Below are 14,566 nucleotides of genomic sequence, written 5' to 3' on the forward strand. Positions count from 1 at the left end.
GACCATAGCGGGTTGCGGTATTTAAATACCAACCGTAGGGTGGCGGGCATGGTCCGACTGCCCCTCACCCCCGCCCAGCTGGAAGCCGGTCGGCGCCTGGGCGCCGCGCTGCGTGCCGCCCGTGGCGGCCGGGAGCTGCTGGAGGTGGCCGCGAGCGCGGGCATTTCACCGGAGACGCTGCGGAAGATCGAATCGGGCCGGCTGCCCACCCCGGCGTTCGGGACCGTGGTGGCCCTGAGCCGCGCACTGGACATCCCGCTCGACGAGCTCGCCGAGATCTGGCAGCCGGGCCACGCGGACCAGCGCTCGGCATCGTGACTGCGGGCCGATTCAGTCGGCGGTCAGTTCTACCGGCACCGCGATGACATCCACCATCGCGCCGTTGCGCAGCACCGTCACCGGCAGCGAGCGGCCGATGGCGTCGGCGAACAGCTGCCGCTGAATCCCCTGTGCGTCACGGATTTCGGTGCGCGCGATGCTGAGCATCAGATCGCCGCGCCGCAGTCCGGCGCGCTCGGCCGGGCCGCCGCGCACCACCTCGACGATGCGCAGCCCGGCGTCCTGCCCGGTGCGGGCGGCCACCGCGGTGGGCAGCGGTGCGGGCACCCCGACCACGCCCAGGTAGGCGCGCCGGACCCGGCCCTCGGTGAGCAGGGTGCTGATGATGCGGCGGGTGGTGGCATTGATCGGAATCGCCAGGCCCAGGCCGATGCCGGCGACCGCGGTATTGATCCCCACCACCCGGCCCGCCGAATCCGCCAGCGCCCCACCGGAATTGCCGGGGTTGAGGGCGGCGTCGGTCTGGATCACGTCCTCGATCACGCGGGCGGCGCGGCGATTGCCGACCGGCACCGACCGGCCCAGCGCGCTCACCACGCCCGCGGTCACCGACCCGGCCAGCCCGAGCGGGCTGCCGACCGCGACCACCAGCTGGCCCACCACCAGGGTGTCGGCGTCGCCGAGCGTCACCGCGGTCGGCGCGCCGCTGCGGGCGCGCAGTACCGCCAGGTCCGAGAGCGGATCCACACCCACCACATCGAATCTCGATTCCAGCCCGTCGGCGAACACCACGGTTCCGTCGGCCGCCTCGCCCACCACGTGCGCGTTGGTGAGCAGGAAGCCGTCGTCGGTGAAGACCACCGCCGAGCCCCCGCCGCGGCGGGTCTGCACGCTGGCGACGTGCGGTGTCACCGATTTGGCGACCCCGATCACCGTGCGCGAGTAGGCGTCCATCGCCGCGGCGTCGGGGGTTCCGAAGCCGGGCTGCGGGGTCGATGCCGCTGAGTTCGCGTTCTCGTCCATCGACGAGAGGGCAGCTTCGTCGTCCACGACGACCACCATCCCGATTACATGATTACGTTGCCTCAATCCCAGGATGCGCGCGAAACCATCGTCACGACAACCGGTTCGCCGACAGCGCAACCACGCCCCGTGCAGGCCGAGGTCAGGGCCTCAGCGGAGGCGGTACTTCAGGTGGGTGACGCGGGTGCCGGCGACGATCTCGGGATCCTCCAACAGGACCGGCGCGTTGGAGAGTTCACCCAGCAGCGGGACGCCGCCGCCGAGCAGCACCGGCACGATATCGACCCAGATTTCGTCCAGCAGGCCCTGTTCCAGGCACTGGCGGGCCACATTGCCGCCGCTGACGCCCACCATCTTCGCGCCGGCGATGCCGCGCGCGACCTCCACCGCCTCCTTCACACCGCCGGTGACGAAGGTGAAGGGCGCGTCGGGATGTTCGGCCACCCACTCGTCGGGCACGGTGTGGGTGACCACCACGATGGGCTTGTCCGCCGGGTGCACGCCGCCCCAGCCGTCGGTCAGGGTGAACAGGCGCTTGCCGACGATGTAGACGCCGACCCCGTCGAGCCAGGCCCGCAGATACGCGGCATCCTCGGGGGTCAGGTCGAACGGGATCTCGGGGTGGGTGCTGGGGATCGGGACATCGCCGCTCTGGTACCAGGCGAACAGGTGCTCGAATCCGGTTTCGCCCGGGCCCGCGATGTATCCGTCGAGGGACATGCTCGCGCCGGTGACTACCTTGCTCATTGCCGTACTCCTTCATGGGTGGAGCGAAGCGGCGGGGGATCGCCGTCTCTGCGATGAAGTCGGAGCCGATATCGGCAACTCATCGTTCATGCCCGGAGAAGTTGTCGGGAAACCCTGGCGCGGAACCGAACCGGTGCACACGCCGACCGCCATGCTGTTCAGTCGTGGCGGGTGGTGTGCCGGGGCAGCAGCACGCACAGCCCGACCCAGCCGAAACCACCCACCATCAGCAGCGCCCCGGCCAGCAGCATCCAGCGGCCGAACCTCACGGCCAGGCCGTCGGCGGCAGGCGCGGTGAAGAATCCGCCCGCGGAGAACGCGACGGTGAGCACACCGGCCTGCATCGGGGTGTAGCCCTGACCCGCCTGCAGCCACAGCGCGAAGATCAGAAAGACGCCCTGCATGTCGATCGAGTGGCCCGCCAGCCCCAGCCGAACAGGTCGGCGTCGGTCAGCGCCACCGCCTGCCGGCGCGCATTGGCCGCCCGGCTCGACGCGCAGTAGCACGGCGACCGACCGTCTCGGTGCGGATCGGGCCGGGCGGCAATCGGATTCAGGTGTTCGGTTCGGCGCCGCCGGGCCGGGCTAGGTCGCCTGGCTCACCGAGGACATGTGGAAGTCGGGAATCCGCAAGGGCGGCATGGCCGTCCGGGTGAACCAGTCCTTCCACTCGCGCGGCAGGGTGATCTCGGTGCGGCCCGCCTCGCTGACCCGGCGCAGCAGATCCAGGGGGCTCTCGTTGAAGCGGAAGTTGTTGACCGCCGCGGTGACCTCACCGTTCTCGACCAGGTAGACGCCGTCGCGGGTGAGGCCGGTGAGCAGCAGCGTGGCCGGATCGACCTCGCGGATGTACCACAGGCAGGTCAGCAGCAGCCCGCGCTCGGTGCGCGCGATCATGTCCGGCAGGGTGGCCTCGCCGCCGCCGGTCATGAGCAGGTTCTCGCCCGGCACCGTGACGGGCGCGTCGAATTCGGCGGCCGTGGCGCGCGGGTAGACCAGTGACTCGATCACGCCCTCGCGGACCCAATCGGTGCGCTGCGCGGTCAGGCCGTTGTCGAACACCGACAGCGACTCCGACGACGACGGTGTCGCGACGAACGGCTGGTACTCGAGCCCGGCCGCGCTCGGATCCGAGTACAGGGTGAGCGGAATCCCGGTCAGCCGCTCCCCGATTCGGGTGCCGCCCGCCCGCGAGAACGCGGTGTGGCCCTCGTGTGCGCCGCGGCCCTCCATGGTCCAGGCCATATAGATCATCAGATCGGCGACCGCCGAGGGCGGCAGCAGCGTCTCGTAGCGGCCCGCGGGCAGGTCGATGCGGCGCTTGCTCCAGTCCAGGCGGCGCGCCAGTTCGGCCAGCAGGCCGGGGGTGTCGACGTCGCCGAAATCGGTGGTGCCGGTGCCGACCCAGGCGCTGGCCAGCTCGGCGCCCGTGCCCCGCTTGCCATTGATCTCCACCGAGCCGGTGGGCTGCACCCAGCGCCGGCGCAGACCGGTGGAGGTGCCCAGCCAGGTGGAGTGCATCTGGTGGTGGGCGAAACCGTAGAGGCGGTCGGCGCCGTCGAAGCCGGCGGCGAGATCGGTTGCCAGCGTGGTGAAGACGCCGATGTCGGTGGTGGCCGGGTCGCCGTCCCAGTCGAGCAGCTTGTCGAGGGTGTCGGCGTCGACGGCGTCCGGGTGCAGCAGCGGCATGGCGTCGCGCGCGGGTTCGGCGGTGCGGGCGGCGGTTTCGCTGGCGCGCACCACGGCTTCGATATCGGCGGGATCCACGCTGGTGGAGCTGACGCTGCCGACGCGGGCGGTGTTCGGGCCGTCGCGGAACACCGAGACGACCGCCCAGTCCCGCGAGACCGAGGAACCGTTGGTGGTCATGGAATTTCCGGCCCAGCGCAGCGACGCCTCGTGGGCGTCGGTGACGATCACCATGGCCTCGTCCGCGCGGGAGGCCCGCAGCGCGCGGTCGACGACCTCGGGGGCGGGGAGCACACTCACCGTGTCGGTCCTTTCCTACTGTCCGGCTTCGGCGCGGGTATTGAGAATAGTGATGCCGCGCACCAGGACCGAGGGGCAGCCGTGCGAAACCGCCGCCACCTGACCGGGTTGCGCCTTACCGCAGTTGAACGCCCCGCCCAGCGTCCAGGTCGAGGGCCCGCCGACCGCCTCCATCGAACCCCAGAAGTCGGTGGTGGTGGCCTGGTAGGCGACATCGCGCAGCTGCCCGGCCAGTTCGCCGTTGCGGATGCGGAAGAAGCGCTGGCCGGTGAACTGGAAGTTGTAGCGCTGCATATCGATCGACCACGACTTGTCGCCGACGATGTAGATGCCGTTCTCCACACGGGAGATGAGCTCGGCGGTGCTGGTGTCGCGGTCGGGATCGGGTTGCAGCGACACATTGGCCATGCGCTGGATCGGCACGTGGTGTGCGGAATCGGCGTAGGAGCAGCCATTGGAGCGCTCGAGACCCAGGCGGGGCGCGAACACGCGATCGAGCTGGTAGCCGACGAGCACGCCGTCGCGCACCAGGTCCCAGCGCTGCCCGGCCACGCCCTCGTCGTCCCAGCCGACCGTGGCCAGGCCGTGCTGCTGGGTGCGGTCGCCGGTCACGTGCATGATCGGGGTGCCGTACCGCAGGGTGCCCAGCAGATCGGGGGTGGCGAAAGAGGTACCCGCGTAGGCGGATTCGTAGCCGATGGCGCGGTCGTACTCGGTGGCGTGGCCGATGGACTCGTGAATGGTCAGCCACAGGTTGGTCGGGTCGATGACCAGGTCGGCAGGCCCGGCCTGCACGGTCGGGGCCTTCACCTTCTCGGTCAGCCACTCCGGCATCCGCGCGAGTTCGCCCGCCCAGTCCCAGGTTCCGTCCGCGCCGGTGACGTACTCCCAGCCGCGCCCGGCCGGTGCGGCGAGGGTGCGCATGGTCTCGAACACGCCCGCCGACGGGTCGACGGTGATGGCCTCGAACTGCGGGTGCAGCCGGACCCGCTGCTGGGTGATGCGAGAGCCGAAGCTGTCGGCGTAGAAGGTCTGCTCCTTGACCTGCAGCACCGATGCCGTCACGTGATCCACGCCGTCGGCGGTCTGCAGCCGGTCCGAATAGTCCAGCAGCAGCGCCACTTTCTCCGGCGTCGGCACCTCGAAGGGGTCCACGTCGTAGGCGGAGACGTACTCCGCGCCGTCGTAGCGCGGCTCCGGGGCCAGCTCGACGCGCTCGCGATTGAGTGCGCGCAGGGTCTGCGCGACGGTGACCGCGCGGCGCGCCACCTCGGCGGCGGTGCCGGTGGTGAGGTCGGCGTGCGAGGCGAAGCCCCAGGTGCCGTCGACGATCACGCGCACCGCGAACCCGAGGTCGGTACTGTCGGACACCGATTCGACGCGTCCGTCGCGCAATCGGATGGACTGCTGCACGAGCCGATGCACGCGCAGGTCGGCGTACTCGGCCCCGGCCGCGCGGGCCGCGCTGAGCGCGGCGTCGGCCAGCGCGGACAGCGGCAGCGCGCGGAACTGCTCGTCCACGACCTTGGTAGCGATGCTCACCCGCACCACGCTAGAGGCCGACACGCCGGGCGTACAAGAAACGACTCACCTCGAACCGAATTCACTTCGCGCAAAACTGCATACGCTGCAACGATGCACGAAGTGTGAAGCAGCACAGCCTGAAACGGCGCGCACGACAGCTGGACATGCCACGTTTTGCTGACCGGATGCCGTACTGTCTGCCCGCGTGCCGCCATCCGCACTCCGCGATCGCAAACGGGAACGCACCCGCCGAGCCCTGCTCGAAGCCGCCGTCGAACAGTTCGAGAGCCGAGGTTATGAGGCGACCACGGTCGCCGATATCGCGGCCGCCGCCGAAGTCGGCACACGGACGTTCTTCAACTACTTCGCCAGCAAAGAGGAACTACTGTTCCCCGAGCCCGACGAACGTGTGCAGGCCGCCGTGCGCGCCATCGCCACCCGCCGTGCCGGGGAGCGCCCCGTCGAGGTACTGCTGCGCGCCCTGCGCGCCGCCGGTGACAATCCCGGCGACCACCTCGGCGACACCCTCGCCGCCCGCATCGCCGTGCTGCGCGCGCAGGTTTCGCGCACCGTGCCCGCCGTCTCGGGTCGCGCCGCCTACGCCCAGCTCGCCTCCCAGCAGGAGATCGCGCGCCAGCTGCGCGCCGCCTTCCCCGACGAACTCGACGACGTCGGCGCGGCCGCGCTGGTGGGCGCGGTGGTCGGGGCCGTCTCGGGCGCGCTCACCGTGCTGTTCCAGCGGCCCGGCCTCGAGGACGGCGAAGCGCTGCAGCGCAAGATCCAGGAGACCACCTCGAAGGTGCTGGCGCCGTGGCTGACCCAGCCCGAGACCGCCGCGCCGCGCGAATTGCCCGGGGAGCAGACCGCATTGCAGTCCGACGGGCCACTACGCCAGGAGCCCGACGCCTTGCGGCCGATGCCCACCGTGCACCGGCTCGGCCCGGAGTCCCTGCAGCGCTCCGCCTTCGACGGCGGCAGCCCGCGCTCGCTGCCGGGCGGTCACCGGCCCGCCGAGGACGCCCGCGTCTGACCGTCGCGGTCCGGGGTCAGCCGCCGAACTGCTGCCAGCCCAGGCGGATCACCATGACGACGACCACCACCAGCAGGACGGCGCGGACGAAGCCCGCGCCCTTGGCCAGCGCCATGCGTGAACCGACCACGGACCCGGCCACATTCGCCACCGCCATGGACAGGCCCAGCGCCCACAGCACGTGGCCGGTGCTCGCCAGGAACAGCAGCGAGCCCAGGTTGGAGCCGCAGTTGATGACCTTCGCCATGGCGGCGGCGCGCACGAACTCGGTGCCGAGCAGGGTGGCGAAGGTGATGATCAGGAAGGTCCCGGTGCCGGGGCCGAGAATGCCGTCGTAGAGCCCGATCAGGCCCGCGGCCAGGGCGACCACCAGGATCGTCTTGCGGCGGGTCGGCGGGTGGGTGGCCATGGTGACGCCGACCGAGGGCCGCAGGGTCACGAAGATCGCCACGCCCACCAGCACGACCATCACGATCGGAACGAAGTATTTCTTGTCGATCAGCGCCACCGCCGCGGAACCGCAGGCGGCCGCGATCGCGGCGATGACCGCGCCCGGGATCAGGGCCTTCCAGCGCATCGGCACCCGGCGGGCGAAGGTGAGGACCGCGGCGCTGGTGCCGGAGAACGCGGCGATCTTGTTGGTGCCCAGGGCCGTCTGCGGGGCCAGGCCGGGCAGCACCACGAACAGGGTGGGCAGCACGATCAGGCCCCCGCCGCCGACCACCGCATCGACCCATCCGGCCGCCGTCGCCGCGGTCAGCAAGACCGCCCAGTCCGCAAGACTCACAGGGCGACCCAACCAGAAACCCCGGAGCAAGATCAAACGGTTGAGTGCCCGGGGCACGCCGACCCGAGGCCGCCCGCGGGCACGACCGTAGGGTGGACGGGTGCGCCGGTTCAGTTTGTGGCTGCGCGGCAAGCCGCTGATCACCGATTCCGTGGTGGCGTTGCTGCTGCTCACCATCGATGTGCTCGCCCTGAGCAACAGTCAGTACAAGCCGACCTACCTGGTCTTCAGTGTGCTGCTGCCGCTGCCGATCGTGTTCCGCCGCACCCACACCCGCGCCGCGGCGCTCGCGGTGGTGCTGCTGTCGATCGCGGCCTCACTGGTACACGGGGCGGTCGGCGACACCTCCGTGCATCCGGCGCTGCTCGGGCTGGGCATCATGCTCTACACCCTGGTCGCGTATGTCGGCCGCCGCCAAGGTCTGCTCTACCTGGGCATCCTGCTGCTCGACAGCCTCATCTCGGCGGCCGCCATCGGCAAACCGTCGGGCACCGACATCGCCTTCACCGCCCTCTATTACGCACTGTGCTGGACGCTGGCCGAATTCGTCGGCGCCCGCCACGCCTACGACGCCGAGGTCGCCGCCCGCCTCGCCGTCGCCGACTACGACCGCGAACGCCGCGCCCACGACGCCGTCGCCGCCGAACGCACCCGCATAGCCCGCGAACTGCACGACGTGGTCGCGCACGCGGTCAGCGTCATCATCGTGCAGGCCGACGGCGCCCGCTACGCCCTGCGTCACGACCCGGACACCGCCGAACAGGCACTCACCACCATCGCCGGCACCGGCCGCGACGCCCTGCGCGAACTGCGCCGCACCGTCGAACTGCTGCGCACCGAGCATGCGCCCGAAGAACTTCCGCAGCACGGCACCGCCGGCATCGCCAAGGTCGTCGACATGATGCGCAGCGCGGGCCTGGACGTCTCCCTCGAACTCAGCGGCGAACTCGACACCGTCACCCCCGAGGTCAGCCTCGGCATCCACCGCATCGTCCAGGAATCGCTCACCAACACCCTCCGCCACGCCGGCCCCGACCCGCACGCCGACGTCCGCGTCACCCGCCGCGCCGCCGACGTCCTGCTCGACATCACCGACTCCGGCGGCGCCCCCGTCGAGCCCGCGACCACCCCCGGCGGCTGCGGATCCCCCAGCGCCCCAACCACACTCACCATTCTCCCGCCCCCGGCCCGCATCCCCGGCAGCGGCCTCGGCCTCGTCGGCATGCGCGAACGCATCGCCGTCCTCGGCGGCGCCCTCACCGCGGGCCGAAATCCCCACGGCGGCTGGACCGTCCGCGCCACCATCCCCCTCGACCGCGACGCCCCCGACTGACCGGCTCCCACCTGCGACGACCAGAGCGTCCCGCGATCGGCCCCGGCCCGCGCACACCACCGCACCGGGCGGCCGGATAGGTTGTGGGGGTGCCGATCACCGTTCTCGTTGTCGATGACCAGGAGCTCATGCGGGCCGGACTGCGGATGGTGCTCGGTGCGCACCCCGACCTCGAGGTGGTGGGAGAGGCCGACAACGGGGCCACCGCCATCGCGCGGGCGGGGGAGCTGCGGCCCGATGTGGTGCTGATGGATGTGCGGATGCCGGTGACCGACGGGGTGACCGCGACGGCCCGGATCATCGAATCCGGGTGCGGGAGCCGGGTTCTGGTGATGACCACCTTCGATCTCGACGAGCACGCCCTGGGCGCGCTGCGCGCCGGGGCCAGCGGATTCCTGCTCAAGGACACGCCTCCGGAAGATCTGATCTCCGCGATTCGCAGTGTCGCCGCCGGGGATGCGGTGGTCTCGCCCAAGGTGACCAAGCGGCTGCTGGCCCGCCTCATCGCCGAGGACCCGGCCGCCGGGCGCGATCCCCGCGTCCTCGACGTGCTCACCGCCCGCGAACGCGAGGTCCTCGAACACATCGCCGCCGGGCGCTCCAACGCCGAGATCGCCGGCGCGCTGTTCCTGTCCGAGGCCACGGTGAAGACCCACGTCGGCCGGGTGCTCACCAAACTCGGCCTGCGCGACCGGGTTCAGGCCGTGGTGCTGGCCTACGAGACCGGGCTGGTGCGGCCGGGCAGCGCCTAGCGGATGTGACCGGCGACGCATCCGGGAGAAAAACCGCGCCGTCGCGCGTTGCACGGGTAGATCGATCGAAAGGATCGCCCGATGCCTGCCCTGTTGTTCCTCGCCTGGTTCGTCGCCGAGATCGCCACCCTCGTCGTGGTCGGCCACTTCATCGGCGTGTTCCCGACCATCCTGCTGCTGCTGGCGGGCTCGGCCGTGGGTCTGGTGCTGGTGCGCTCGCAGGGCCGGCGCGTGTTCCAGAGCTTCCGCCGTGCGGCCCGCGGTGAACTCGAACCCAGCACCGCCGTCGCCGACGGCGCCCTGGTCGCGGTCGGCGCGGTCCTCATGTTCGTGCCCGGCCTGCTCACCACCGCGCTGGGCCTGCTGGCCCTGCTGCCCGTCACCCGTTTCCTGTTCCGCCCGGTCGTGGCCGCCTTCGCCGCCCGCCGCCTGAGCCGCGTCGCCACCGCGGTCGGCCCCTACGGCTACCGCAATGTCGTCATCGACCCCGACGGCGAGGTCATCGACGCCACCGTCGTGACCGAGTACTACGACGACGGCCAGGGCAACGGGTACAAGATGATCGACCCCCGCTGACCCACAGCGCTGTCCCTCACCCCGGTGTGTCCCGGCGTCAGAGCCGGTCGCGCACCGGGGTGATGACGTTCTCGACCAGCCGGCTGGCCACCTTGTCGGGATACGGCGCGCGCAGGCCGAGCACGATGTGGGTGAAACCGGCGCCGATCAGATCCAGCCCTCGAGGAACGGGCCGTCCGCGGGCCCGGCCAGCGGCAGCAGGTGATCCCACAGCCAGGCGTTCGCGATCTCCGGCAGTTCGTTGCCGAACGGCTAGAGATCGAACCGAGCTCGCAGCGCCATTCGCACATTCTCGAGGGTCGCGGAGTCGAGCTTCCCGATCTTTTCGAGGAACAAGGACGCGCTGAACGTGCCAAGCCGGAAAACAGCTACCGCCTGATCGGTGCCTGCGATCGGAACGGTCAGGAGCGCACGGGGATTGGGAGCCTCGCGCGTGGATATCACCATCGCCACCGCGATGAGGCCGCCCCGGACGACGTGTGGCACCGAGTCGAGGACGACGACGGTATGCACGATGTCGCGGACGCCGCGTAACTTCCAGATCTCACCCTGGATGCCGGGGACGTCACTCATCGGCGGCCCACGCCTCGAGCGACGCCGCTTCGGACGCCTCGGCGAATGCATCGGCCTCGGTATCGGGCGTGAGCGCGGCGAGTTCCTCGGCCACGAGCATGCGGCGAGCGGCGCGATAGAGGAAATCCGATACGTTCGGCTGTTCCTTGATCAGCTCGGTGACGCGATCATCGGGGAGCGACACGGAGATCTTCATGCGACCACGGTAGCACTAGGGTGCTACCGGTGTGGCGGTCTTTGGTGCGCAGTGCGGTTGTGAGCGTGGCAGGCGCGTCGGGCAGACTGGAGACCCGTGAGTACCCAGTTGCTTGTCGGCGGTCGTATCTACAGTTCGAGCAATCCTGACGCGACGGCCATGGCCGTCAGTGACGGGACCGTGGTGTGGGTGGGGCTGGACAAGCCGGGGCGGGCATTGCATCCGGACGCCGAGATCATCGAGCTGGACGGGGCGTTCGTGGCCCCCGGGTTCGTGGACCCGCACGTGCACGTGACCGGGCTGGGGCTGACGCTGACGGGACTCGATCTGGCACAGGCCCGTTCGCTGGAGGAATGCCTGCAGCTGGTGCGGGAGTTCGCCGCCGCGCACCCGGACGGGGTGATCCTCGGCGAGGGCTGGGACGAGACCACCTGGGCGGGTGGACGGCCGCCGGCGTGCGAGGAGATCGACGCCGCAGCGCCGGGACGCCAGGTGTATCTGGCTCGCGTGGACGCACATTCGGCGGTGGCCTCCACCGCGCTGCTGGACGCGGTACCCGGAATCACCGAAGCGACCGGGTTCACCCGCGGTGAGCCGCTGCGCGCGGACGCCCACCATCGCGTGCGTGCGGCCGCGCTGGGTGCGCTGAACCGGGCACAGCGGGATGCCGCCCGGCAGGTCGCGCTGGACGCGGCGGCCGCCAATGGCGTTGTGGCCGTGCACGAATGCGCGGGACCCGAGATCTCCGGCGCCGACGACGTGCGGGAACTCCTCGAATTCGGGCACGGCGTCGAGGTGCGCGCCTACTGGGGACAGGCCGTGCGCACCGCCGACGAAGCCCGCACCCTGGTCAAGGAACTCGGCGTGCACGCCCTCGGCGGCGACCTGTTCGTGGACGGGGCGCTCGGCTCGCACACCGCGTGGCTGCGCGAACCCTATGCCGACCGCGACACCACCGGCACCTCCTACCTAGACACCGAGGCCATCGCCGCGCACGTGCTCGCGTGCACCGAGGCCGGCATCCAGACCGGCTTCCACGTCATCGGCGACGCCGCCATGGACGCGGTCGTCGCCGGATTCGAGCGGGTCGTGGGCGAACTCGGCGGCCCGGCCGTCGCCTCCCGCGGGCACCGCCTCGAGCACGCCGAGATGATGACCGCCGACCAGATCGGCAAACTCGCCGCCTGGGGCGTGATCGCCAGTGTCCAACCGGGATTCGACGCCGCCTGGGGCGGCCCGGACGGCATGTACGCCACCCGCCTCGGCGCCGGACGCGCCGCCACCCTCAACCCGTTCGCCGCCATGGCCGCCGCGGGTATCTCGCTCGCCATCGGCTCCGACGCGCCGGTCACCGCCCTGAACCCGTGGGAGGCCATCCGCGCCGCGGTCAACCATCGCACCCCGGGCCATCAGATCTCGCCGCGGGCCGCCTTCGCCGCGGCCACCCGCGGCGCCTGGCGTGCGGGCGGCGTCCGCGACGGTGTCGCCGGCACTCTCGTCCCGGGCGCCCCGGCCTCCTATGCCATCTGGGACGCCCGCGAGCTCGTCGTCGCGGCCGCCGCGGATACCGTGCAGCGCTGGTCCACCGACCCCCGCTCCCGCGTCCCCGGCCTCCCGCCCCTCACCCCGGACGCCACCCTGCCGCGCTGCCTGCGCACCGTGCACCGCGGAGTCACCATTCATGAAGCCTGAGCCCGACTCCGAGAACCGCACCGCCGCACCGGCTTCCACCGGACCGGCCACGCCGGATCCCGGACCTCGCGAGACCGACGGTTCCGGCGCGGAAGCAGCTACCGGATCGGGACGATCGGCCAGCGATGCGGACACTGGCTCCGGGACCGCCGACGAGGGCCCGGATCCGGTGGCGACCGCAGGGGCCGAGCGTGACGGAGATCTCGCCCTCGGCGCGGCATCGGAAGGCGATGAGGGCGACGGCATTTCGACGGTCACGCGGGCCGGGGTCGCGTCCGCGCCGGAGTCCCGGCCGGGGGCGGCGGCGCGGGCGATCGCGGTAGCGACGGCACGGCCGCAAGTGACGCGGTTGCTGGCCGCGGCGGTGGCCGGGCTGCTGCTGTACGCGAGCTTCCCGCCCCGGACGCTGTGGTACCTGGCTCCGGTCGGGATCGCCGTGCTGACCCTCGCCGTGCGCGGAACCTGCCGGGCGCGTGGAGGATTCGGATTCGGGTTCGTGGCCGGGCTGGCGTTCTTCCTGCCGCTGCTGCCGTGGACCGGGATCTATGTCGGTCCGGTGCCGTGGCTCGCCCTGTCGACCGTCTGCGCCCTGTATGTCGGTTTGTTCGGGCTGCTGACGCGGTGGGTGGCGACGCTGCCCGGATGGCCGCTGTGGGTGGCGACCGTGTGGTCGCTGACCGAGTGGGCGCGGGCCAGCTTTCCGTTCGGCGGGTTCCCTTGGGGGAAACTGGCTTTCGGTCAGGCCGACGGGTGGTATCTGCCCTTCGCGATGGTGGGCGGCGCGCCGCTGGTGAGCTTCGCGGTGGCGCTCACCGGCACCGGGCTGGCGTGGCTTGCGGCGAGTTTGCTGCGCCGCTTCGCATCGGGTGCGGAGGAGGGCGTCGGGCCGGCCGCGGTCGCCTCGGATTCTCCCAGATCGGGGGCTATCCGTCCCACATCCTGGAACCGGATTGTTGCTGCGGCAATGCTTGTGGCTATAGTTCCCCTCACCGGAGTGATCCTCCGGACCGCGCTGCCCGGCCCGGAGGACGGCAACCGGCCGATCACGGTCGCCGCCATCCAGGGCAGCGTGCCGCGCCTGGGCCTGGACTTCAATGCCCAGCGCCGCGCGGTTCTCGACAATCACGTCAAGCGCACCGAGGAACTGGCCCGCGACATCGCGGCCGGCCGGGCCCCGCAACCGGACGTGGTGATCTGGCCGGAGAACTCCTCCGATATCGATCCGCTGCGCAATGCCGATGCGGCCCAGGAGATCTCGCAGGCGTCCAAGGATGTGAAGGCCCCCATCCTGGTCGGCGCGGTGCTCGTCAACGACGACCGCACCACCACCAACTCGGTCATCGTGTGGAACGGCGACGCCGGACCGGGGGAGCGGCACGACAAGAAGATCATCCAGCCCTTCGGCGAATACCTCCCGTACCGCAACTTCTTTCGGCATTTCTCCGAATACGCGGACCGCGCAGGCTATTTCGTCCCCGGTACGGGCGACGGCGTGGTGCACGCCCAGCCGTTCAGCGGCGGCGCCCCGGTGGCCATCGGCGTGGCCACCTGCTACGAGGTGGTCTTCGATCGCGCCTTCGAGGAGTCCGTGCGCGCCGGCGCGCAGCTGCTTGCGGTCCCGTCCAACAACGCCACCTTTGGCCGCAGCGAGATGACCTATCAGCAGCTGGCCATGTCGCGGGTGCGCGCGGTGGAACACGGGCGCGCGGTGGTGGTCTCGGTGACCACCGGCGTCAGCGCCATGATCACCGCCGACGGCGTGATCCGGCAGCAGACACCGCAATTCGAACCTGCGGCGCTGGTAGCGACGTTGCCGTTGCGGAACAATACGACATTTGCCACTCGTTTCGGCGCCGCGCCCGAGGCGATCGTGTGTATCCTGGCCGCTGCTGCCACTGCGGCAGCGCTGATCCGGCATCGGGCACCGCGCGCGTGACTCCGATCGACCGGATCTGATCCCGGAGGCTTTTTCCGGCGTATTACCCGCGGGCACGTGTGAGAGGGCCGTCCCGCGTCGGCGAGGCAGTTTCGCCACTTCGTTGCCATGGCTTGTTGGAGTCTCCGGT

The 14,566-nt window shown here is 70.9% G+C and carries 16 protein-coding genes; 7 read left to right on the forward strand and 9 right to left on the reverse strand.

All coding sequences use genetic code 11. The annotated features are described in order from the left end of the window. The first annotated feature begins 48 nt into the window (after positions 1–48). Complete coding sequence (locus tag ACWEKS_RS10860) at positions 49–318, forward strand: helix-turn-helix domain-containing protein (RefSeq protein ID WP_354832275.1); 270 nt, start codon at positions 49–51, stop codon at positions 316–318. A gap of 12 nt (positions 319–330) precedes the next feature. Here ACWEKS_RS10860 and ACWEKS_RS10865 read toward each other — a convergent pair whose 3' ends face one another. The 5 genes from ACWEKS_RS10865 to ACWEKS_RS10885 form a co-directional block, all read right to left on the reverse strand. Further along, a complete protein-coding gene (locus tag ACWEKS_RS10865) occupies positions 331–1,233 on the reverse strand; it encodes a S1C family serine protease (protein ID WP_452339990.1) in 903 nt (300 codons plus the stop codon). 219 nt (positions 1,234–1,452) lie between these two features. Further along, positions 1,453–2,049, reverse strand: coding sequence for a dihydrofolate reductase family protein (locus tag ACWEKS_RS10870; protein ID WP_452339880.1), 597 nt, complete (start codon positions 2,047–2,049; stop codon positions 1,453–1,455). Positions 2,050–2,207: 158 nt separating this feature from the next. Continuing rightward, entirely contained in the window at positions 2,208–2,453 is a 246-nt protein-coding gene (locus tag ACWEKS_RS10875; protein ID WP_452339881.1) for a hypothetical protein, read from the reverse strand. 180 nt (positions 2,454–2,633) lie between these two features. Continuing rightward, on the reverse strand, positions 2,634–4,031 hold the full coding sequence (locus tag ACWEKS_RS10880; RefSeq protein WP_452339991.1) for a metallopeptidase TldD-related protein: 1,398 nt from the start codon (positions 4,029–4,031) through the stop codon (positions 2,634–2,636). Positions 4,032–4,052: 21 nt separating this feature from the next. Beyond that, positions 4,053–5,579, reverse strand: a complete 1,527-nt coding sequence (locus ACWEKS_RS10885; protein ID WP_452339882.1) for a TldD/PmbA family protein — start codon at positions 5,577–5,579, stop codon at positions 4,053–4,055. A 187-nt stretch (positions 5,580–5,766) separates the two neighbouring features. Here ACWEKS_RS10885 and ACWEKS_RS10890 point away from each other — a divergent pair, with 187 nt between their 5' ends. Beyond that, entirely contained in the window at positions 5,767–6,591 is an 825-nt protein-coding gene (locus ACWEKS_RS10890; protein ID WP_452339883.1) for a TetR/AcrR family transcriptional regulator, read from the forward strand. A 16-nt stretch (positions 6,592–6,607) separates the two neighbouring features. On the opposite strand, the gene ACWEKS_RS10895 is transcribed toward ACWEKS_RS10890, so the two are convergent. Further along, positions 6,608–7,378 carry a TSUP family transporter gene (locus tag ACWEKS_RS10895; RefSeq protein WP_452339884.1) on the reverse strand — a complete coding sequence of 257 codons (771 nt, stop codon included), beginning with the start codon at positions 7,376–7,378 and terminating at the stop codon, positions 6,608–6,610. Positions 7,379–7,478: 100 nt separating this feature from the next. On the opposite strand from ACWEKS_RS10895, the gene ACWEKS_RS10900 reads away from it, so the two are divergent. The 3 genes from ACWEKS_RS10900 to ACWEKS_RS10910 all read left to right on the forward strand — a co-directional run bounded on the left by ACWEKS_RS10900 (position 7,479) and on the right by ACWEKS_RS10910 (position 10,039). Further along, the gene (locus ACWEKS_RS10900) at positions 7,479–8,711 is read left to right on the forward strand and encodes a sensor histidine kinase (protein ID WP_452339885.1); all 1,233 of its coding nucleotides are present in this window, start codon (positions 7,479–7,481) and stop codon (positions 8,709–8,711) included. Positions 8,712–8,800: 89 nt separating this feature from the next. Continuing rightward, complete coding sequence (locus tag ACWEKS_RS10905) at positions 8,801–9,463, forward strand: response regulator (protein ID WP_452339886.1); 663 nt, start codon at positions 8,801–8,803, stop codon at positions 9,461–9,463. Between the two features lie 81 nt (positions 9,464–9,544). After that, complete coding sequence (locus tag ACWEKS_RS10910; protein ID WP_364610100.1) at positions 9,545–10,039, forward strand: FxsA family protein; 495 nt, start codon at positions 9,545–9,547, stop codon at positions 10,037–10,039. A 37-nt stretch (positions 10,040–10,076) separates the two neighbouring features. Here the strand turns inward: ACWEKS_RS10910 and ACWEKS_RS10915 are convergent, their stop codons facing one another. The 3 genes from ACWEKS_RS10915 to ACWEKS_RS10925 are packed head-to-tail and all read right to left on the reverse strand — an operon-like array spanning position 10,077 to position 10,808. Further along, positions 10,077–10,250: a hypothetical protein gene (locus ACWEKS_RS10915; protein ID WP_452339887.1), complete on the reverse strand. Its 174-nt coding sequence runs from the start codon at positions 10,248–10,250 to the stop codon at positions 10,077–10,079. A gap of 41 nt (positions 10,251–10,291) precedes the next feature. Next, a complete protein-coding gene (locus tag ACWEKS_RS10920; RefSeq protein ID WP_452339888.1) occupies positions 10,292–10,612 on the reverse strand; it encodes a type II toxin-antitoxin system PemK/MazF family toxin in 321 nt (106 codons plus the stop codon). Beyond that, the gene (locus tag ACWEKS_RS10925) at positions 10,605–10,808 is read right to left on the reverse strand and encodes a hypothetical protein (RefSeq protein WP_452339889.1); all 204 of its coding nucleotides are present in this window, start codon (positions 10,806–10,808) and stop codon (positions 10,605–10,607) included. Before ACWEKS_RS10925 ends, ACWEKS_RS10920 begins: the two co-directional genes overlap by 8 nt. A 96-nt stretch (positions 10,809–10,904) precedes the next feature. Between ACWEKS_RS10925 and ACWEKS_RS10930 the strand changes: the two genes are divergently transcribed. Both ACWEKS_RS10930 and lnt read left to right on the forward strand, forming a co-directional pair. Next, on the forward strand, positions 10,905–12,500 hold the full coding sequence (locus ACWEKS_RS10930; protein WP_452339890.1) for an amidohydrolase: 1,596 nt from the start codon (positions 10,905–10,907) through the stop codon (positions 12,498–12,500). Then, positions 12,490–14,436, forward strand: coding sequence for an apolipoprotein N-acyltransferase (gene lnt / locus ACWEKS_RS10935; protein ID WP_452339891.1), 1,947 nt, complete (start codon positions 12,490–12,492; stop codon positions 14,434–14,436). Before ACWEKS_RS10930 ends, lnt begins: the two co-directional genes overlap by 11 nt. The last annotated feature ends 130 nt before the right edge of the window (positions 14,437–14,566 follow it).

Source organism: Nocardia sp. NPDC004711 (genome assembly GCF_053601595.1).